This is a genomic window from Sulfitobacter sediminilitoris (genome assembly GCF_010667575.1).
GTDB lineage: Bacteria > Pseudomonadota > Alphaproteobacteria > Rhodobacterales > Rhodobacteraceae > Sulfitobacter > Sulfitobacter sediminilitoris.
The window spans coordinates 1-19,953 of the sequence record NZ_JAABNT010000032.1; the positions used below are offsets into that span (position 1 = coordinate 1).

The 19,953-nt window shown below is 55.0% G+C and carries 18 protein-coding genes and 1 pseudogene; 13 read left to right on the forward strand and 6 right to left on the reverse strand.

Translation table 11 applies throughout. The features are described from left to right. The 5 genes and pseudogenes from GV827_RS24160 to GV827_RS21835 form a co-directional block, all read left to right on the forward strand. A pseudogene (locus GV827_RS24160) lies at window positions 1–120 on the forward strand (IS110 family transposase); the annotation flags it as partial. A gap of 708 nt (window positions 121–828) precedes the next feature. Next, complete coding sequence (locus GV827_RS21820) at window positions 829–1,938, forward strand: extracellular solute-binding protein (RefSeq protein ID WP_164356187.1); 1,110 nt, start codon at window positions 829–831, stop codon at window positions 1,936–1,938. 97 nt (window positions 1,939–2,035) lie between these two features. Beyond that, complete coding sequence (locus GV827_RS21825; protein ID WP_164356189.1) at window positions 2,036–3,082, forward strand: GFA family protein; 1,047 nt, start codon at window positions 2,036–2,038, stop codon at window positions 3,080–3,082. A 501-nt stretch (window positions 3,083–3,583) separates the two neighbouring features. Then, window positions 3,584–4,084: a GNAT family N-acetyltransferase gene (locus GV827_RS21830; RefSeq protein WP_164356191.1), complete on the forward strand. Its 501-nt coding sequence runs from the start codon at window positions 3,584–3,586 to the stop codon at window positions 4,082–4,084. Between the two features lie 909 nt (window positions 4,085–4,993). Continuing rightward, complete coding sequence (locus GV827_RS21835; RefSeq protein ID WP_164356193.1) at window positions 4,994–5,842, forward strand: class I SAM-dependent methyltransferase; 849 nt, start codon at window positions 4,994–4,996, stop codon at window positions 5,840–5,842. A 453-nt stretch (window positions 5,843–6,295) separates the two neighbouring features. Here the strand turns inward: GV827_RS21835 and GV827_RS21840 are convergent, their stop codons facing one another. Then, on the reverse strand, window positions 6,296–7,180 hold the full coding sequence (locus GV827_RS21840; protein ID WP_328823199.1) for a LysR substrate-binding domain-containing protein: 885 nt from the start codon (window positions 7,178–7,180) through the stop codon (window positions 6,296–6,298). Window positions 7,181–7,316: 136 nt separating this feature from the next. Between GV827_RS21840 and GV827_RS21845 the strand changes: the two genes are divergently transcribed. From GV827_RS21845 to GV827_RS21865, 5 genes are all read left to right on the forward strand, one after another. Next, window positions 7,317–7,817 (forward strand): DUF6647 family protein, encoded by a 501-nt coding sequence (locus GV827_RS21845; RefSeq protein WP_164356197.1) that lies wholly within the window; start codon window positions 7,317–7,319, stop codon window positions 7,815–7,817. Window positions 7,818–8,267: 450 nt separating this feature from the next. Further along, on the forward strand, window positions 8,268–8,996 hold the full coding sequence (locus GV827_RS21850; RefSeq protein ID WP_164356199.1) for a gamma-glutamylcyclotransferase: 729 nt from the start codon (window positions 8,268–8,270) through the stop codon (window positions 8,994–8,996). 819 nt (window positions 8,997–9,815) lie between these two features. Further along, entirely contained in the window at window positions 9,816–10,082 is a 267-nt protein-coding gene (locus GV827_RS21855) for a hypothetical protein (RefSeq protein WP_164356201.1), read from the forward strand. A gap of 52 nt (window positions 10,083–10,134) precedes the next feature. After that, entirely contained in the window at window positions 10,135–10,503 is a 369-nt protein-coding gene (locus GV827_RS21860; protein WP_164356203.1) for a hypothetical protein, read from the forward strand. A gap of 67 nt (window positions 10,504–10,570) precedes the next feature. Beyond that, window positions 10,571–10,732: a hypothetical protein gene (locus GV827_RS21865; protein ID WP_164356205.1), complete on the forward strand. Its 162-nt coding sequence runs from the start codon at window positions 10,571–10,573 to the stop codon at window positions 10,730–10,732. A gap of 701 nt (window positions 10,733–11,433) precedes the next feature. Here GV827_RS21865 and GV827_RS21870 read toward each other — a convergent pair. After that, window positions 11,434–12,147: a hypothetical protein gene (locus tag GV827_RS21870; RefSeq protein ID WP_164356207.1), complete on the reverse strand. Its 714-nt coding sequence runs from the start codon at window positions 12,145–12,147 to the stop codon at window positions 11,434–11,436. 433 nt (window positions 12,148–12,580) lie between these two features. Between GV827_RS21870 and GV827_RS21875 the strand changes: the two genes are divergently transcribed. Genes GV827_RS21875 through GV827_RS21885 form a run of 3 tightly spaced genes read left to right on the forward strand, consistent with a single transcriptional unit; the run spans window position 12,581 to window position 15,929 of the window. Then, entirely contained in the window at window positions 12,581–13,495 is a 915-nt protein-coding gene (locus GV827_RS21875) for a replication-relaxation family protein (RefSeq protein ID WP_164356209.1), read from the forward strand. A gap of 2 nt (window positions 13,496–13,497) precedes the next feature. Then, window positions 13,498–13,923 (forward strand): hypothetical protein, encoded by a 426-nt coding sequence (locus tag GV827_RS21880; protein WP_164356211.1) that lies wholly within the window; start codon window positions 13,498–13,500, stop codon window positions 13,921–13,923. After that, entirely contained in the window at window positions 13,923–15,929 is a 2,007-nt protein-coding gene (locus GV827_RS21885) for a type IV secretory system conjugative DNA transfer family protein (protein WP_164356220.1), read from the forward strand. The genes GV827_RS21880 and GV827_RS21885 overlap by 1 nt, the downstream gene beginning before the upstream one ends. Window positions 15,930–16,166: 237 nt before the next feature. Here the strand turns inward: GV827_RS21885 and GV827_RS21890 are convergent, their stop codons facing one another. The 4 genes from GV827_RS21890 to GV827_RS21905 all read right to left on the reverse strand — a co-directional run bounded on the left by GV827_RS21890 (window position 16,167) and on the right by GV827_RS21905 (window position 19,577). Further along, window positions 16,167–16,601: a hemerythrin domain-containing protein gene (locus GV827_RS21890; RefSeq protein ID WP_204326037.1), complete on the reverse strand. Its 435-nt coding sequence runs from the start codon at window positions 16,599–16,601 to the stop codon at window positions 16,167–16,169. Window positions 16,602–16,879: 278 nt separating this feature from the next. After that, window positions 16,880–17,464 carry a VOC family protein gene (locus GV827_RS21895; RefSeq protein WP_164356227.1) on the reverse strand — a complete coding sequence of 195 codons (585 nt, stop codon included), beginning with the start codon at window positions 17,462–17,464 and terminating at the stop codon, window positions 16,880–16,882. A 41-nt stretch (window positions 17,465–17,505) separates the two neighbouring features. Then, window positions 17,506–18,798, reverse strand: a complete 1,293-nt coding sequence (locus GV827_RS21900) for a phenylacetate--CoA ligase family protein (RefSeq protein WP_164356224.1) — start codon at window positions 18,796–18,798, stop codon at window positions 17,506–17,508. 2 nt (window positions 18,799–18,800) lie between these two features. Beyond that, the gene (locus tag GV827_RS21905) at window positions 18,801–19,577 is read right to left on the reverse strand and encodes a citryl-CoA lyase (protein WP_164356225.1); all 777 of its coding nucleotides are present in this window, start codon (window positions 19,575–19,577) and stop codon (window positions 18,801–18,803) included. Window positions 19,578–19,953 lie beyond the last annotated feature (376 nt).

The following is a 19,953-nucleotide window of genomic DNA, read 5'->3' on the forward strand; positions in this document are numbered from 1 at the left end:
GTTCTGGAGCCATGCTCAAAGCGCGGAAGCCGATACTTGCGCATGTTGTTTGTTCAGGCCGCAAATGTCGTGCTGATGCGCCCCCATCACTGGCCCGGCTTCAGCTTCGGCGACTGGCTGGCGCGGGAAGAGGCAGACGCACCCGCGCATCTCGGACCTGCAAACCCAATTCCAGATGGAGTCGCGTGTGTTTTCAGACACCTCGAACTGCACTGGTCTGTTTGTCTTGGTCTGGATCACGGTAACGCGGTCGCGCACCCTGTTTCCGACAACAAGATCGGAGACCTTGAGCCGGACAAGGTCGCAGCCCCGCAGTTTGCTGTCGATCGCCAGATTGAACAGCGCCAGATCTCGGAGAACGCTTGCGAGTTCGAGGCGGGCACGGATGGCCCAGACCTGTTTCGGGAGCAACGGGCGTTTCTGACCGACCAGCCGTCCCTTATTCCAGGGCGTGCTCTTCGGTTTGATAGCTGGGAGTTGGCTTTTAGACATGAGCTTTCCTCAATCCGTCCCTCCCACGCCATGCGTCGACACCGTGTTGACCGGCTGAATCTACACAAGAACCCGAATGACCGGTTGCGGCGCGTCGTCCCACACTACGATGCCGCAAGGCAGCTTCGAGCCCGATCCGGACATGCGCTAACAGCGCGATTGACCGAGTTCCATGTCAAAAAGAACGTCATGTCGACTTGATCTCAGTCGATCGGTAGAAGAGTCAATTCATTGTTCCAATAGGCTATCTCCCAAATACCAGCGATTTCGGCTACCATACTTTCTTTGAGAACAATCAAAGACCGATGCCCAGGTCAACTAAAGGAGCGATGTAACATGAATAGGAACTCCGTATTAGGAGCAGCGATCGCAACCTCTTTCGCCGCTAGTGTTTCATTCGCCGATGATCCAATTGCACTCACCCTTGTATCCTGGGGCGGCGCCTACCAGATGAGCCAGCAGAAAGCCTATGCCGAGCCCTACGCGGCGCTACACCCCAATGTCAGTTTCATCTGGGATGAGAGTTCAGCCGCAGCTGTTGCCAAGCTTCGCGCCATGGCCGAGGCGGGCAATACCACTTGGGACCTTGTTGATGTGGTTGCATCCGACGCGATCCGTCTCTGCGACGAAGGGCTTGCGATGGAGATCGACCACGATGAAATGCTTCCGCCTGCACCAGACGGCACACTAGCATCCGAGGATTTCGGTGATCTGCTTGTGTCGGACTGCTTCATCCCTCAAGTCGTTTACTCCACTGCATTCGGATACCGCACGGATGTAGCTGATTGGAAGGGTGTCGAACCAGACGATGTCTGTGACTTTTTCGACCTTGAGACCTTTCCTGGAAAGCGGACACTTGAGAAGCGACCGATTAACAATCTCGAATGGGCACTCTTGTGTTCCGGAGTTCCAAAAGATGACGTGTACGATGTTCTCGAAACGCCAGAGGGGCAGGACAGAGCTTTTGCGAAGCTTTCGGAAATCAAGGATCAGGTCGTCTGGTGGACGGCGGGCGCCGAACCGCCTCAGCTGTTGGCCGATGCTGAGGTGGTCTTTGGATCAGGCTACAACGGACGGCTCTTTTCAGTAATCGAGGAACAAGGCCAACCGGTAGCAATGCTCTGGGACGCGCAGGTCTTCGATCTCGACGGCTGGGTAATTCCTGCAAAATTAGATGAAGAGCGCAAGCAAGCCGCATTGGACTTCGTGCGTTTTGCGACGGATACGCAGCGGCTTGCTGATCAGGCGAAGTATATCCCCTACGGGCCAGCGCGACGTTCCTCCGCGCCGTTGGTCGGCAAACACGCTGAACTGGGCGTAGACATGGCCGGGCACATGCCGACCGATCCGGGCAATGCGCACAATACCTTCATTTACAATTATGAATGGTGGGCAGACTATCGAGACGATCTTGATGCAAAATTTCAGGCCTGGCTGTCACAATAAGCCAAAGCTCAAAAGTTGGCTGCCTGACTTTCATCTCCTGATAGGAGGAGGAACTCAACTGCGATAGGGTGAGCCCGGACCAACACGCGGAGGTAACATGGAACGCAGACTGGCAGCAATATTGGCAACTGATGTGGTCGGGTTCGCAGCCTTGGTTGACAAAGACGAACGCGGGACTTTGGAGCAGGTGGAGCATATGCGCCGTGACGTCGTCGAGATGCTGGTTCATGCCAACCGGGGTCGGCTATTCAAATCCTTGGGTGACGGATTCTTAGCGGAGTTTTCGAGCACATTAGAAGCCGTTAAATGCGCCATAGGTATCCAGCGCACGATGGCTCTTAGGAAGCCTGTCGCAGCGGCTGATGAACTAAGGTTGCGCGTCGGTGTGTCAGTCGGCGACGTAGTGGTACAGGGTGACGACTTGCTGGGTAATGGAGTCAACGCCGCAGCCCGTCTTGAAGCTCTCGCCGAGCCGGGTGGAATCGCTATTTCTGGCGAGGTCATGGCACAGATACGTGGCAAAATTGATATAGAATTCGACGATGCGGGATACAAGAAACTCAAGAAGAGCGACGCGCCGCTGCATGTTTATTTGACACGCGCGAAACGCGGTGCATTGGGCGGGTTCATGGATCTGGACCAGGACGCGTTGCAAAAAACGCTGGTTACCGGCGGCTGTTTGTGTGGTGAAGTTCGCTACGAGATCAACTCGCCAGCACTGAGTTCTGGTTATTGTCATTGCCGGATTTGCCAAAAGTTTACCGGCTCGACAATGAGCGCCTATACGGCGTTTCCGGCGTCTTCAGTGCGATTTACTGGTGCCGAGCCGAAATACTTCACCTCATCCCCGATCGCTCGGCGAGGTTTCTGTGCTGTATGTGGGTCCAGCCTCGTCTACCATATGATGCGCCCGCATGAAGCGGCACACCTGGTGATTTTCACCACCAGTCTCGACAACCCACAGGACTATGCACCGGCGGCCCACAATGGGATGGAGAGCCGAGTGCCATGGTTCGAAATCCTTGACGATCTGCCACGTACGCGGTCCGAGGACTCACGTGTGCTACAGGAAGCATGGTCGAGCGCTGGTCTCCCCGACCCTGCAACCTGGGGTCCCTGCGCGAAGGCGCAAGACATCTTCTGAGAGCGGTTAGATCTCTTCTAGATCAGCGCTGTCGCAGACATCCGGAGGCCGACATTTCAAACGTGATGGACGCAAGAGCGAAAGCCGACCGGTCTTCTAAGCCAAATGACGGCTCGGTCCGCTTCTGAGACATCAGACGCAGTCAAAACGAGTGGCCGGTATTGGCAAAAGCGGTCGTTGCAGCGCGAAAGCGGACGTTGCCGCGGCGCAAGCCAGTCATGAGTGGCAGCGGACGGCATCTTTCCGGTCATCTGATGAAAAGACTCGGATGACCTTGAGCCCAATTGAGACATCCGTATCGAGCGCAACATCAGTCACAAACGGCGGAGAACCCACCTTCGCTGCGATGTGCACGAACGACTGGAGTCGCAACGAGGCAGCCGTTCGCCTCGTGTAGCATAATGAACACTTGTTCTTTTTGAGGAAATCGACTGAAATAAGTCTTTTGGTATCGTCTAATTACCGCTGTTGTGCGAGCCATACCAAAATGGAGCGGAAAAAATGGTGACAATACTCGCTGCAAGCACACCAACGCAATTTGAAGACTTCCGGGTTCTGGTTCGCGATTTCGTGTCATGGGCAGTGGCGACGTCCAGCCCTATTAAGGGCGATCGTCCGCCCGTTTTTGCTAAGCTGGACAATGAGCTGGCAAATTTACCAGGAAAATACAGCGAACCGGACGGTGCCATTTTCTTGGCGTACGTAGATGGAGAGATCGCTGGGTGTATCGCTGGGTTTCGCAGTGATCGTCGCAGTCTGGAGGTTACCCGGCTATGGGTTCTCCCAAAGTGGAGGGGGCACGGCGTTGGCGATCGGTTGGTCCAAGCTCTCCTGATTAACGCTCAAAGCGCAGGTTATAAGCGAGCCGTTTTACGTAGCCGAAAAGATATGAAGGCTGCCCATAAAGTCTATCAAAGAGCAGGGTTTTTTGACATGGATGGTGGTGCATACTTCCCAAACTTCGGCGACATTGAAATTGCTATGAAGCGCAATATCGATTGATTCCTAAGCTATCCGAGAATACTTCATCGTCCAATCGCGCGGCTCGATATGCATCGGTGAGTAATTCTGAGAATAGGTTTTTTACTTGTTTGGATGGCCTCCATTCGTCCAGTTTGAACTCGGAACAGCCATATACCGCACAGATGAGCAAGTTCCGTATTGGGCCGATCACTGCCCCAGGTGGGAACAAGACCAATGGCCGTTTTGTCCGCATCTGAGACATCCGATGTAACCGCAGCGGATGGCCGGTGTTGGTAGGAGCGGTCGGTGCAAATCAAAAGTGGACCCTGCTTCGCTGCCGACCAGCGCCAAGTGACCGGTATCAGACGTTTTGCAGACATCTGAGCAAAACGCTCAGATGACCGAGACGAGCCCAGAGCCGCCGGATTGAAATCGCGCCCTTCGCTCATGCAGCAAAAAAGTTGCCTTGATTGATCCAAGCGCTGCGCTGCAACGCAGCCTTAAAAGCGGCCATTCGTTGTGGGCGCAGCAAAGCTTGGAGGGTCTATGACCGAGTTGCGGACGAAGCCGCCTGATGCACGTGCAGAGAAACTTGCAGCTGAGCGGCGGCCAAGTCGATGAATTGGTCGCGGCGGCGCAGCACCGTTTCCCGAAAGCGGCCATTGAACTCGTACAAATTGGCCAAAATCCAAACCGGTCGTACGCTGCGCCGGTTACGGATGTCTCACATGCGGGACAAAGCACCCGTTCGCTGCGCTTCGGCGCTCGCTAACTCGGTGAACGAACGCCATGCGGACAAGGTCGCCAACTATTTGTAACAATCCATCGTGAGGTTCTGAACCTTGCGCGGACGACACGTCTTTATCCTCAGTGCCGGCCTCGCAGAGTTTTTGCGCAACGTGGAGTGTCGTGTAGTCTGACGTCGCACCTAATGTGAGGATTCGGGCGATGGCCGGAGATGGCAAACATGAAAATGAGAGCATTTGGGATTCAGCCGCTCCGGGCTGGGCAAAATGGGAATCCGCTTTAATGGGAGCCGCCGCCGAGGCTACTGAACAAATGCTGGATGCGGCCAACGTAGAAATGGGAATGAAGGTGTTGGACCTCGCCTGTGGCGCAGGCAGCCAGACGATTCAAGCCGCGAAGCGTGTTGGGCCGACTGGCCGGGTTGTCGCAAACGACATCGCAAAGAAGATGTTGATCTTTGCGAAATCAAACGCCGCCGACGCGGGACTTAGCAATGTCGAAACACTGCACGGACCAGCGGAAGATCTTTCCGAAAGTGGGCTGCGCGTCGATGCGGCAACCTGCCGACTCGGTCTGATGCTGTTCCAGTCGCCTCAAGACGCGCTCGCGGCCGTGCGAAGCGTCTTGGTGGAGAACGGGCGCCTCGCTGTTCTTGTGGTGGCCTCGCCGCAGGACAACCTGCTGTTTTCAAAAACCATGATGATCGCACTAAAACATGCCGGGAAGACCCCGCCGCCGCCGGGTTCACCAGGGCTGTTTGCACTGTCAGACCCTGCGAGACTAGAGAACTTATTCCAAGCGGCCGGGTATATCGACACTAGGGTCGAGCAGGTCGTCGCCCGGATGTCCATCGCATCGGTCGGGGACGCGCTGACCATGATGCAGGAGGCATTTGGTGCCTATCGCGCAGTGTTGGCGGATCTAGACGACGAAAAACGCGATGTGGCTTGGACCGAAATCAGGGACTGCATTGGACAATTTTCGGGCCAAGGCGGTGTTAATGCGGATATGACCTTCCTTCTGGCTTCCGGGACCAACCCGCCAAACTAAAAAACAGATCAAGGATGCCGTTCGAGATGCCTATCTGGATGGCGAAATCGACGGTCCGCGCTCATATGTAGCGACAGAGTAGGTTGCGACCAAGCGACGATAATAGTGGATTTTTGTGTTCTGCATTGGGCTCGGTGCCGTCGTTCCATCACCGTTCGTCTAACAACCGCTTCCAACCGGCGAATGTCCAGGCATCGGGCCACGCCGCTGAAATCGTTGAAACATCTGCATTTCGGGAACGGCGGCTTTCGGGACGTGGTTCAAACTTGACCCTCTGCATCGCCGCAAGACCGCTTCGAGCCCTTAACGTTCAATGCTGCGGCGAAAACGAATGCCTGCTTTGGTTCGAAGCCGATAACTTCTTTGCCGACGAAATCTACAGAAACCGCATAGAAACTCTGGCGTTCCAACGAAGCCGACAGCTGCCGCGCCGAGGAATGTCAGCGTGGACGGTTACTCGGCCACGCAGATTGGTGTGCTATTAGCGGAATGATGCCTCGCCTCGGCCAGTAACCAATCTCGGAATGCGCGGATAAGCGGGTCATGTCGCCGTACCGCTTCGGTTGCAATGGCGTAGATTGTAAAGGGGATCGTCGTTGCCTCGAACAAACGCACTAGACGGCCTTCCGCCACTGTGGGCCCCACGACCGCCTCATAGGCCAGCGACACGCCCAAGCCTGCCTCAGCGGCAGTGGAGGCATATTCGCAATTTGGATAGATCGGATCGCCCTCTGCAAGTTCGGCCACAACGCCAGCAGCGCGAAACCACGCAGGCCACTGATCGTCAACTTCATCCCGAAACAGGGTCAGACGAAGTAAGTCGCGCGGGTGGGATATGCTTTCGCGCTCAAGTAGGGCAGGCGACACGACCGGGTAACGCGCCGAATGAATGAAGGGCACGACATCGACGTCTTCTTCCGCATCATCGCGCCACTTGATCACGATATCGGCGTCGTTGGTTGAAAACTTGGTAGAAGGTGCTCCCTCAGCGATGTGCAGCCGGATTGCCTGCGCGTGTTCAAACCCTGCCATTCGCGGCACCAGCCAGCGAGCGGCAAATCCGGGCGTGGACAGGACCCGCAAGGTCTGCCCGTCCGCTCCAGCCCGCGCTGCGCGCGTGCTGTCATCTAGATGATCCAGTAACTGCGACAGTCGCCCTGCATAGTCGCGGCCTGTGCCCGTCAGACTGATCCGATTGCCCTCACGCCGGAAGAGTGCCGTTGCAAGGTAATCCTCAAGAGCTCGGATTTGGTGCGAGATTGCCGAAGGGCTTAGGCAGAGCTCATCCGCGGCAGCCCTGAAGCTCAAGTGCCGGGCCGCAGCCTCGAAGGCCTTCACGGCCGAGAACGGAGGGAGCCGTCGTTTCTTCACAAGTGAATTTTCCTCATCAGGAGGTGAATTACTACCTTTTGCAGTCAAACATACCTGTTGGCTAGGCTTCTGACAAATCAACACTTGCCAGACGGAGGGAGCCATGCTCTTCACCAAACGCGCCACAGTTGCCGTGGCCGCCCAACTTCTTATTGCCTTTTCAAGCATTGCCGGAGCCGAACCCCGTTCCATCCAAGCCGGGCTTACTGATGAGCTTAATCATTGGATCGACACCACAACCGCTCTGCCGGCGGCAGACATACCTGCAAACATCGAACTTGTGGATTCCCAGGATGTGATAGAACCCAGCGAGATGGCATCCATGATCGGCAGCATACCGCGGGGACTTTATGACCCTGACACCGGAACTATTTCGTTGGTCCGTCCGTGGAGCGCGGAAAACCCACAGGACGTTGCCGTGCTGCTGCACGAACTCGTTCATCACCGTCAGGGCGGTAAGCACTTTTATTGCGAAGCAGCCAAAGAGCACGCCGCTTACCATGTCCAGAAGAACTGGTTAGCCGAACGTGGACTTACACTCGACGTCAACTGGATCGCGATAGTCCTCGCCTCAAGCTGCGCTGCGCGCGACATTCACCCCTAAAGAACGATAGCTGCCATTGGCGCGATTGCGGCGAAAGTCCGGAAAGTCCGCAACTCGGTCATAGACCCCCTGAAATTCGCTGCGGTCGCGACCAATGTCTGCTTTTCTCGCTGCGATGCAGCTGATGGCTTCAGTCGATTTTGTTGCTGCACTTGCGAAGGACGGGATTTTGATCCGGCGGCTTTGGGCTCGGTGCCGTCGTTCCATCACCGTTCGTCTAACAACCGCTTCCAACCGGCGAATGTCCGGGCATCGGGCCACGCCGCTGAAATCGTTGAAACATCTGCATTTCGGGAACGGCGGCTTTCGGGACGTGGTTCAAACTTGACCCTCTGCATCGCCGCAAGACCGCTTCGAGCCCTATCCATCATTGACGGATGGCGGGCATTTGCACAAACTCACAGTTATTCCGCACTATGATATTTTGGCGTGCCCAACCGGAGAAACATTTTGCCCGATAGCGACGCGTTCCACCTTCACCCAGAACTGCGTGGACAGATCAAACCCGCAGAAGAGTCATTTTTCCGTAATTTGGACCTTAGTGTTATCGACGCTCATGGAGAGAAAGCTGGATTTTCTTCGGATTGGCGAACTCCATGCGCAGTCCGAGACGCCGAGCGACGCGATTGGCTAGAGGGCCGCTGGAACCAAGACCTTTGGGTTTTTGGCTATGGTTCACTCATGTGGGATCCATCTATCGAGTTTGACGAAGTCCGCCATGCACATTGCCGTGGACACCAGCGGAGCTTTTGCCTGTGGGACGAGGGGGGCCGCGGCTCTATGGATGAGCCCGGATTGATGCTAGCAATCGATGAGGGCGGCAGTTGTGAAGGTCTCGCCTTTCGCGTGGGTTCCGAGAAACTAGAGTATGAGACATTTGTCCTGTTTAGACGCGAAATGCTTGCTCCGGTCTATCGTCCAATTTGGCTCAGCTTGGACACCGCGTCCGGGCCCATAGAGGCACTGAGCTTCGTGGCTAACCGCGATCACGAGAAGATTAAACCTGGAATCCTGCTCGAGGATCAAGCGAAGATGATCGCGCGAGCAAAGGGAATGTTTGGCACCAATTTTGACTACTTGTCAGACATGTATGAGCGCCTCGAAATCCTCGGGATTGAAGATAAATACGTCTCGGAACTTTACACTGCCACGGATACCCTGCGGAATACCTCTGCCTGATCACAACGGCACACCTCGACCGAGATCGAAATTCCGCTTTGTCCGCAACTCGGTCATAGACCCTCCAAGCTTTGCTGCGCCCACAACGAATGGCCGCTTTTAAGGCTGCGTTGCAGCGCAGCGCTTGGATCAATCAAGGTAACTTTTTTGCTGCATGAGCGAAGGGCGCGATTTCAATCCGGCGGCTCTGGGCTCGAAGCGGTCTTGCGGCGATGCAGAGGGTCAAGTTTGAACCACGTCCCGAAAGCCGCCGTTCCCGAAATGCAGATGTTTCAACGATTTCAGCGGCGTGGCCCGATGCCCGGACATTCGCCGGTTGGAAGCGGTTGTTAGACGAACGGTGATGGAACGACGGCACCGAGCCCAACCCGAACCAGTCAAAATTTCACTGCGAGCGCTCGCAGAAATTTCCCTGCTGCGACGCCGCGAAAGTTCCTGCTTCAGCGCGGCGAAACAAGCGGCCATTCGGGAAAACCGCGGCGAAATCTAGATGAGCAATGACCGGGTGGGACAAACCTGAATTGCGCTGCGGGACAGAAACCTGCCAAAACCGACCAGATTTTACCTCGGGCTTCTGGCACCCCGACCCACTGAAATCTCGTCACTCAGTTTGCATCGCCAAATACGGCCTTTTCTCCGGGAAGTTCTGACCGGAGGTTTCTGTCCTGGCGTCGGATGGCCGCAATGCGGACCAGATCGCTCCGTATGGAAAAACAAACAGCCCAAAAAGGCAGTATTGCTTGGTGCAACCTTTGACTCAAATCAAGGCTTCTTCTCCCGATTGCGCGCAAAATGTCTCTGGTGAGAGAGGAGAAAGCAATGCCTGACCCATCAACAAAACCCTTACCGACATGTCCTATGGCAACAACCTGCGAGGGAATGATGAAGAAACCCCCGTCCGGTGTCGCAGTCGTCCTTCCGGGACTTCTTTTCATCGTGCTTGGTGTTCTCGTTGTAATCGAGCCTCGGATTCTTGTTTGGCTCATTGCGGCGGCGCTCATCCTGCTTGGGGTGATGATGCTGATGATGGGGAGTTTCATTCGCAAGATCGGATCTCAATTCCACAACAAACAACAGTCGAATTAAATCGGCGCTGTTTGTGCGCGCAATTCGAATGCAAGAATCGGAAGTATATGCAATGGCCGATGAACCAAAAAATGCTGAAGATCATCCGATAGCGAGCGAAAAAGAAGCACTTTCAAAAAAGCTCGATGCCATCGGATGGGCGGTTTTCCTGATCTGGGTCGGTTTCGCGTCCTTGCTGGATTTCGGCTGGGCATGGGGTCCGATCGGCGTCGCCGTTATCATCCTGGGCGCAACGGTGGTTCGTTGGCGCTTGAATCTAAAGATCGAAGGATTCTGGATTGTCGTCGGCCTGATGTTCCTGATCGGCGGTTTGTGGGAGTTGTTCGGGATATCCTGGCCACTCGCTCCGTTTCTGATCATCGGTTGTGGACTGGCGATACTCTGGGGCGTGTTCAGCGGAAAGAACCTAGTGAAGAAGTGACGGCCCCGCCGGGTGGTTGACGAAATGTCGGCAACTCGGATTCGGGGAGATGAAAAGGAGGAACACCATGGCTATGTTCAATGCGTTTCTTGAAAGCAATCACAGATACATCATTGCGTCGCTTGGAGGAGCAATTCTGCTTTTCCTCGCAGCATGCACATTCCACAATGCTCTGCCCATCTGCCACTACATCTTTGGATGCGATCACGGCTTCCACATCACGGGCTGACGTGATTTCAACGCAAATGGCCTTTGGAGCGGCTGACACGCAATTGAAAAGACGGATGTCTCACGCGGCTTCGGTCTTGTGACAGGGAGTGGCTGCTTTGATCTTCGGTATTCGCTTGATCGGGAATGGCGGCTTCCGTGAAGTCACGCCGCGCCGCTGCAGATCTGATGCTGGAATGGCGAGGGTTGATTGGCGTGTTCGGGAGAAATCTTGCTGCGACTGCATCGGGCCGCTCTGTCCGCATGTGAGACATACATGCCAAGTGCAGCGAACGTCCGGATTTGGTTTTGTCCCATTTGCACGTTTTGAATGTCCGGTTTCGGGAAATCATGCTGCGCCGCCGCGGGCAAACCGTGACACGGAGGAGCAATCGAGGTGATTTTCGCTGCACTGGCATCAGGCGGCTTCGTCCGCATGTGAGACATCGGCCCCCGGTGCAGCGAACGGCCGGATTGGGTTTTGGCGATTTGGGAGGCTGTGAGCGTCCGCTTTGGAGAAACCGCGCTGCACTGCCGCGAATGGATTGCCAGATTGGTCGCAATGCTTCGGCAAGATTTGCTGCACTCGCATCAGGCAGCTTATTTCCGCTCAGCGGTCATAGGAGCGGATCGAGCTGTCTGACGTTCAACCTAACCGCTCACACTGAAGGGTTGTGGGTTTGAAACCGTCCGAATATGACCGTTGTTAGCATGGAGATTTTGTCACGGTTTTTTGTCCGTATGCAATTTTGTGACCACGCCATCGCCGCGCACCCACGACAACAGCGAGACATCGCATTTGTTTTCAAGGAAAGTCGTGCGATCCACGAAGTGAAGCCTGACAGGATTGATCCCTATAGGAAATTTCTCCAGGCAGCTTTTAATCCGCTTGCGCGCTGTATTTTTACTCCCATTTTTGCCGTCAATCACATACAACACACTTGTTTTTTCCCATCCCTGCAACTTCATTGCCTGCGAGCGGAACAACGCATCATACACCAAATGCTTCCGCCCAATCGTCGCGTCGCGAATTATGTTTACACACTCGATTGTCTCTTCCCCGCAGTCGTGCTCCAGGATGTAGTGCGTGTCGCCAATGATGAGCGTCTTGTCCGGCTGTGGGCGCAATTTATAGGTCAGGCCATCCCAATAGATCGTGACCTTGGGGTAGATGTGTTTGCTGTCTGCATCGATGTGCGGCTGGTAGCCAAATGGTACGCCCAGCTTTTTGGCTGTGAGCTCAAAGGCGACCAACTCGTCACACATCTCAACGTCATGCCGAAGAAAACGCCAGTCGCGTGATGGCACGGGCGGCACGCGTCGGTATGGCACGCCAAAGACCTGTTCGATCAAGCGGCGGGATCTGGTGGTCTCCAGGTAGACATAGGGCAAGGACCGGATGGGGTTAGCGATGTCGATTGGGTTGATGACGTTCAACATTCGCTCCGGCCGGAAGACAATCGTCTCAGTATTGATTGCATGCGCTGCAAGGTGCTCACTTCCCCACTGTGAAGTCTCTGCAGTTGAGCGGCGGTTGGTTTTCCCATCAGGTGTACTGACCGTAGAATGCGTTCTTCGATCCCGACGTCGAGCAATCTGCTGTTTGTGCCTTCCAAAACTGTGTCGTGATGTGTCGTCAGGTTCATGACCTTAGTATACGCCATGCGATCACCTCACCCGTCGACAAAACACGCCGCAAATCACCAGATGACACTGCGGAACATGGGCGGTGGGAGGGATATAGTGCTGTGAAGCCTATATCTCGCACAGTGCACCACCCCCTACCCCACTGTATTCATTGTTTATTTTTAGCTTTACAGATCGGTTGGAAATCCGGCACGATTTCAGACATAATTTTTAGAAAGCTATTTTGGCCAAATTAATTGATCTGACGGTCACGGATGTGACCTTGGCGGCGCTGTCCTCAATATCGGTATACCGCTATCTTTCGGTACATCAGGTGGCGACGATTGTTGGTCTCAAAGACAAGTCGGCGTCTGAAATGCTGTTGCGTCTGGAGCGGCACAAAGCACTGTCCCATTTCGGCAATACTGGCATTCGAGGCTACGGCAAAACGCCCAAAATGTACTACCTGACTAGAGGCGGGCATCGGGTGCTGTCTGAAGAGATGGAGGCCGTGGGCCGCACCGTCGCGCCCTACAGCCAAATCAACATCAACAGTCGTTGGTCGCCATTGATGTATCACCGGGTCGCAACGTTAGATGTGCTGGCCTATGTCGAGCGCGATTGTCAGTCGCTCAAAGACTACCGTTTGGCTGGCACGCTGGTAGAGTATCGGCGAGAAAAGATTGGGGCTAAGTGGCGCAAAGAGACAACTGATTTTGTTGCCGATCCTCCGTGCCCGGAAAACAGGATCGTTCCGGATGCGGGCTTTGCGGTGGAGCACCTTCAGACTGGAAAGCGCGCCTTGTTTTTGATCGAGGTCGACCTCGGTACAACCCGCCTGACGACCGCGCAAGGTGATGACGATGTCACAACCTTCACTGACAAACTTGCGCAGTATGACCGCTATTTAAGCAGCGGCCGTGTGGCCAGGCGTCACAAACACCTCGGCACATTTTCAGGATTTCATCTTTTGACCATCACCAACAGCGACCAAAGGATCGCGAATATGCGGGCAGCGGCTTCAGCACTGCCGCGCAGTTTCCACGGATTTTACCGTTTCTCTACGCTCGACAAACTACGCCAAAAATTTCTGCATGATGGCTGGCTGAGTAGAGATCATGCAGATCACAAAACCTACCGATTAATTAAAGGAAATTAGATATGAAAGTTAGCATCAACCACGTCCAGAAATCCACTGGCATGATCCGCAAGACCACGCACCACGGGGTTGCGGTCAACGTTGAATTCAACAGCGAAGAACTGGCTGTGATCCAAGAACGGCAGCTCGAAAATGATATCGTTCTGGAGCGTGGGTATCCCTCTGACATGTCCGATGCGCAGATTGAAAAACACGCAAACAAAGGACTTGGCTCAAAGCTCTTGAAGGCGGCTGTCAGCGGTCGAGATTCCCTGAACTTCAACCTGACGGTCACCAAACTGATGAAGGGTGAAGACGTCTATTTCCTCGGCACACCGGTAGAAGCCAAAGAGTATGAGGAAGCCGTCAAAGGCGGTCTCGTCAATCTGAAAGGTTGGATCGTCGCCAACGCTGAAGTCGAGCAAGAGACGGCGAGCTTTGAACTCTGATGGGCGATGACATTGCGGAAATGCTGGGGGGCTTCATTGGCCTCGGGTTGATGTTGGGTGTTATTGCTTTTGTCACCTTTTTTGTTGGTATGGTGGTGGTACCCATTGGTTTGACGGGTGCTGGCATTCTCTACTACCTCAACAACGTCCACCTGCCTGAAAAGCGACGGCGTGAAGCGCGCGCGCGAACGGAAACGCTCTATGCCCAAGCGCGGCGTCTCTCGCCATCGATGGACGCGCTTGAGCGGTCATTGATCGACGTGGGTATCGTCGATGGCCAGCTGCACCGCATTGCCAAAGAACTTCATAAACAGGAGGGTTTGCGCCCTCCTGTGCTTCCCCCCATTGGCGATGACCAGATCAAACTGGCACGCTATCAGGATGAGCTGGAGCGTTTTATCAAAAACGCCCATCCCGACCATTTCAAGGAATTTGAGCGCCAGCTTATCTGGGCGCTGTCGGAATACCAAACAAACGAAGACGAAAGTGGCAGCATGTTTCGTTCGACACGCCAGCGCAGTCGCGCGGAGATCGAACGTATGATGTTGCGGTTTGTGAATGAGGACGACCTGTTCAAACCGCTGGTCGACACGATCAACGAAAACTACCGCGCGGAAAACGAGGTCATGCCGACCGCTTGCAAACATGACGACTATGCATGGCGCTATCTCAAAGACACTCCCCTGCTGCCCTTGGCAAACGTCGATGAAATGGTCGGGCTTACAGACCGGATGTATCACACCTACCTGTTGGGCTCGTCAGGGTCGGGCAAGACCAACCTGATCGAAAATATCATCGCGCATGACCTACGGTCTGACGAAGATTGCTGTGTGGTGGTGATCGACAGTCAGACACAGCTGACTGATAAGCTCGCGGCGCTCTATATTCCCGACACCACGTATATCACGCCCAAATATGAGCTCGCGCTAAACCTCTTCGATGTCGGTTATGACGACATGAAACGGCTTGGCATCGAGGGTGAGACGCTGATCAACAAGACCGTCGGGCTGCTCAGTTTCGTGCTCGAAGGCATGATGGGCGCTGATTTTACCAACCCGCAAAAGACGATCTTCCAATATGTGATCCAGCTCGTGATCAGCATCAAGGGCGGCAACATCTATACCTTCATGGATATCCTGGCCGAGAATGGTCAGGAGCAATACGCCGATGAACTCGCGAAGCTTGATACAAATCTGAAGCGTTTCTTTGATGTAGATTACCCTTCCCCGGAGTATCGGAAAACCCGCGAAGCCATACGCCGCCGGATCGACAGCTTACTGCTTAATCCGACCTTCCGCCGGATGTTCGCGGCCACTGAAAACAAAATCGACATGTTCGATGAGTTGGCTAATCAAAAGCTAATCCTGATCGACACCAACAAACCGATGCTCGACAAAGCGGCCTCTGCCGTCTTCGGACGGCTGTTCATTGCGATGATCCTGCGGGCTTCGCACCGGCGCTTCGCCGACGGGCACCGCATGAGACCCGTGTATTTGTTTGCGGACGAAGCCCACGAGTATTTTGATGCCTCAGTTTCAGACATGCTTGAGCAGGCTCGCAAAGCAAACATTGGTCTAATTCTCGCCCACCAGAGCATCTCTCAGGCTAAGAAAAGCGGCTCGAATATCTCAGACGCGCTTATGGTCAACACGGCCACCAAAATCATCTGGACACCCTTCCGCGAAGACGCCTCCAAGTTTGCGGGCAGCATGCAAGTCAAGGCCGACGAGATTCTCAATCTGCCGCAATTCACCTTCGGGATGCACTCGCGCAAACGCGGCTTCATGCCGATCAATGGCGTACCGAATGCGCTCGCAGAATTCTCAAAGCGAGATGACCAAACGGAACTACGCCGTGAGATGGAAAAAAAATACGGGCCATCATCAACAGACAATGAAGGCCCGTCAGGCGATGATCCAAGCGCACCACAAGGCGGCGTGCCTCCAAAACCAAAAGAGGACGGTGATCACGACGACAAAGCTCCACCCGATGTTGAGGTCATCTAGTAAAAATATTAGAGTAATTCTTGACCAGACCAGACATGTTCCTGCCTGCGACCAAGGTCGGGAACGCGGAGAGGGTGTGTGAAAACTCGAAATTCGCTCCCTTTTGGTGCCGCTCATTTTCCCGAAGCGAGGTGTTTGTGGCTCAGCTCAACGAGAGAGGCTGCAAATCTTGCTGTTTTTGTCGTTTTGCCGCCGCGCAAATAGTTTTCACACAGCCTCCGGACGAAGCGGACGCCATTAGATCGATCCGAGATAATACCCGATGGCCTCCGCCAACTCCGTTTCCTCATAGCCGAAATGGGAACGTACGACCTCTTCCAGCTTCCGAAACGTTTTCGCGGCCTCAGCGAAGTTTGTTTCGGAGGGGTCCTTTGCTAAGGCATCTGCTGCGCGATCAAGTCTGACGATCAACTCGTGTACGACCTCGTGCTCTGCTTTCAGCTTCGCCACGATCTCGCGAAACATGCCTCCACCTGCCGCCTCGATCCGGGGGAACATATCGGCGCCTTCAATGTCGTGATGAAATTTGAGCACCTGGCATTCGCGCCCGCAAAGCGATCCGAACGCTCGGAAATTCTCGGCCATATCGAGTGAGAGCACCATCCGCTTCAGATGCTCGGGCGGAGCATCCCCTGCTTCGATCCGGGCCAAGACCGCACCGATTTGGGCCATCTCCCTCAAATAATGACTGTGGATTGCAGCGAGTTGTCGCCCTTGACGACGGTGTAGGTCGGTTGCCTCCGGCACTAGAGGCGCCTCTGGTCGGGCAGCTTCGTCGAGGCGCAGTTCATCCAAAGGTTTTGTCGCAAGATCAGTCATAACAGACACATTCCAATTGGCGTGGAGAACGAATGACGTTCCGGAGCAGCGAGCCGAGCGCCTCGACAGGGCCCCAACGCAGCTCCGTTGCCGGCGGTCGTTCTTCGTCTCTGGACATGTTCGAAAACCGCTCAGGCGTAGGGATTTTTTGCCGAACGGTCATCCGACAAGGATTGTTGACCACGGGAAACGAGAAGCTCGATAGCGTCGGCAAGATGTTCCTTGTCTATGTGGTGGTCTCCGCGCGCCACCCGGATGCGGTGTGCTTCGATCATGACGTCCGCGTGTCTGCAGCCTTCGGGGGGCTCAAAACGATAGGAAGCCAGTTCGATCCGAAGTCCAAGTGGATCGCGAAAATAGATTGAATCCATGAAGCCACGATCCACTGGGCCAGAGTGCTTGACGCCGCGTGCGTCGAGACGGGCGGGCACCTGCCAGAACGTTGCCTGACCGACGTTCAGCGCAAGATGGTGAAGCGACCCTGTGTCTTCCGGAACGGCGGTCGCGTCAGGTTTGCGCTCTTCGTTCGTGAAGATTGTGATTAAGCGACCGTCGCCCGGATCGAAGTAAATGTGACCTTCGTTCGGATTGTCGAGATTGGGTTGGTCGAAGACGAACGGCATACCCAGTACACCTTCCCAGAAATCGATCGATGTTTGCCGGTCTGCACCTATGATCGTTATGTGATGGACACCCTGCGTTTGGATCTTTCTCAGATCGTTGCTGTTTCCCATGCTTTGCCCTCCCGTGTTCCGGTTCAACGTGAACCAGACCAGTCTACTAGTTTCGATTTATAGTCGGTTCTCGGTAGAGTGCCGAATGGCACCAAATTCACATCGGTTGTCACCAGCAACTCATCCCTAATCCGCTTACGGATAAGGTCAGCGAGGTCCGTCGTGGCTTCCGCGCCTTTGGCCAGCTCGACGACCACCGGGAGCGGTGGTGCCTGTTTGACAGCCTTGATCGATGGTCGGATCGAGATTATGCCGCTGACGCCGTCACCGATCTTTCCAACCACATCCCTAACTGCGGATGGGAAGACGTTGACGCCGCGCACAATCAGCAGGTCGTCGGTTCGTCCGATGCATCGGACACGCGGCGTGTCACGTCCGCATGGGCACTCTCCGGTACTCAGGCGCACGCGGTCCCGCGACCGGAACCGAAGAAGCGGTGCCGCTTTGTGATTGAGATGGGTGTAGACCAACTCGCCCTCTGCGCCGTCTTCAATCGGAAGGGTGGCGCCGGTTTCCGGATCAATGAGTTCATAGTGAACAAACCCCGCGCCCGAGAAATGCATGCCATCCTGATGCGCGCATTCGCCCCAGAGCGACACAGAGATGTCGCCGATTCCCATGGCCTCGGTCACGCGCGCGCCCCAGGCCTCTTCGATTCTCTGTCTCATCGCCGGCTCTCCACCGCCGGGCTCGCCTGCGACAAGTATCTTTTTGATCGAGGACCCAGGCGTATCGATGCCACGTTCGACAGCCCATTCTGCCAAGTATAATGCATAGGATGGCGTGCACCCGAGAACCGTTGGCTTGAGGAGTTGAACCGCGGTCATCAGGCGTTCCGTGTTGCCCGCGCCTACTGGAATGTGACAGACCCCAAGCTTGGCAAAGGCATCCAGCGTCACGCCCGCCACAAAAGGCCCGGCGTTGTACGTGGTGACCATGCGCTCGCCCCTTGCCAAACCGCTTGCTCCGTAGGATCGGGTCGAGATTTCAACCCAGTTCGCGAGATCGCCAGCAGTTAGCGGAATGTAGCTGGGCGTTCCCGTGGTGCCGCTCGTCGAGTACACTCGTACGACATCCGTCATCGGGGCAGCGAGGTGGCGTCCGATCGGGTGATCTTCATCTCGCGAAGCACGGAGTTCGTCCTTTTCCGTAAACGGCAGCCGGGAGATATCTTCGAGCTCGCCGGCAGCTTCGGGTGTGTCTATTCCTGCTACCGAAAGTTTGTTCCGGTAGAATTCGGAGTGCTCGAAGAGATACCGAAGCTGTGTTCGATAAGCGGGATCGTCGAGCGACCTTTGGTTCCTGGCTTGGCTCATTCCTACGAGCCCGTTGCTTCAAAGGTGATGCCCATTTCGGCGTGGTGGGAGAGCGTGAAACCGATCGGCGTTTCGCTTTCCTCGGCAAGGTGGGCAAGGAGGCTCGCGGTGCGGGCCAGTATTGGAACAGCCTTCAATACGGTCGGCGGAAAATCCAGATCGAGGAGAACCGCAGGAATGGCGAATGATACATTCATCGGCAGGGGCTTCGGCCAGAGGCGGGAAATGGCGTCTTCAATGTCGCGAGCAAGTTTTGAGTAGGTGCCTGCAACTCCTCTGTCCTCTGCGAGGCCAAGAATGCGTTGTGCACGTGGGTCCACGGGTTTGTGGATCGGATGTCCGAAGCCGGGAATGCGGCGTCCCTCATCGCGCAACTGGGAGATTATGTCGTCCAAAGACTCTTTGTTGTCTGCAATCCTCGACTGGGTGTCCCGCAGGAACTGCCCGGCAACTTCCGTAGTGCCAAGAATGACCTTGCCGCATCCGAGCAATCCGGCGGCCACCGCGCCCTGCAAAAAGTCCGGATCTGCGGCGTAGGTCATGCGGGCCGCCTGGTTGGTCGGGACCAAGCCATGTTCGGCGATGGATACCAGAAGAACGTCTAGAAAGAAGGACTGCTCGGACGTTGGTTTGCGCCCTGTAGTGAGTAGGTAGAAGTACTCAGTGAACGTCACGCCTCCCATCAAGTCATTCACGAGATCATGGTTCCGCACCGTGATCGAGTCATGTGTCGCCGTTGAGATGGACGTCGTTGCCTTACCGGCTTTTCCAATGCGCATTTCCGTTCTCCCTTGTCCTACAATGTATTTCGAAATGGCAAAAAGCAACTTTGTGCGAATCTCAGGGGTGAGACGAAAACAGTGGAGTGCTTGTTGATGCTTTTTCGCTATGCGGAGTTCGATTTTTCCGCGCCCCGGAGTTCCTTCTTGGCTTTGTTGCCCCGGATCGCAGCGTGTCAAGATGAGGAGAATTGAACCCGCTCGCTACGAGTACTTGCGGCAGGCAAAAATTCGCGTTTGTGAAAGTCAGCTAATGGGATGAACCGGCTGCTTCCCCCGGTGGGTTAACCTGAGATGGTTTACCCAAAGAAGAAGGAGAAGTGGCTATGAGTATGAAGAATGTAGAAGACCTGTCCGAGCTGGCGGTGATTGGCGT

Excerpts from the sequence above, each read along its gene's own strand:
- GV827_RS21820 (WP_164356187.1), top strand. The coding sequence starts at position 829 with ATGAATAGGAACTCCGTATTAGGAGCAGCGATCGCAACCTCTTTCGCC.
- GV827_RS21825 (WP_164356189.1), top strand. The coding sequence starts at position 2,036 with ATGGAACGCAGACTGGCAGCAATATTGGCAACTGATGTGGTCGGGTTC.
- GV827_RS21830 (WP_164356191.1), top strand. The coding sequence starts at position 3,584 with ATGGTGACAATACTCGCTGCAAGCACACCAACGCAATTTGAAGACTTC.
- GV827_RS21835 (WP_164356193.1), top strand. The coding sequence starts at position 4,994 with ATGGCCGGAGATGGCAAACATGAAAATGAGAGCATTTGGGATTCAGCC.
- GV827_RS21845 (WP_164356197.1), top strand. The coding sequence starts at position 7,317 with ATGCTCTTCACCAAACGCGCCACAGTTGCCGTGGCCGCCCAACTTCTT.
- GV827_RS21855 (WP_164356201.1), top strand. The coding sequence starts at position 9,816 with ATGCCTGACCCATCAACAAAACCCTTACCGACATGTCCTATGGCAACA.
- GV827_RS21860 (WP_164356203.1), top strand. The coding sequence starts at position 10,135 with ATGGCCGATGAACCAAAAAATGCTGAAGATCATCCGATAGCGAGCGAA.
- GV827_RS21865 (WP_164356205.1), top strand. The coding sequence starts at position 10,571 with ATGGCTATGTTCAATGCGTTTCTTGAAAGCAATCACAGATACATCATT.
- GV827_RS21880 (WP_164356211.1), top strand. The coding sequence starts at position 13,498 with ATGAAAGTTAGCATCAACCACGTCCAGAAATCCACTGGCATGATCCGC.
- GV827_RS21885 (WP_164356220.1), top strand. The coding sequence starts at position 13,923 with ATGGGCGATGACATTGCGGAAATGCTGGGGGGCTTCATTGGCCTCGGG.
- GV827_RS21890 (WP_204326037.1), bottom strand. The coding sequence starts at position 16,601 with ATGGCCCAAATCGGTGCGGTCTTGGCCCGGATCGAAGCAGGGGATGCT.
- GV827_RS21900 (WP_164356224.1), bottom strand. The coding sequence starts at position 18,798 with ATGAGCCAAGCCAGGAACCAAAGGTCGCTCGACGATCCCGCTTATCGA.
- GV827_RS21905 (WP_164356225.1), bottom strand. The coding sequence starts at position 19,577 with ATGCGCATTGGAAAAGCCGGTAAGGCAACGACGTCCATCTCAACGGCG.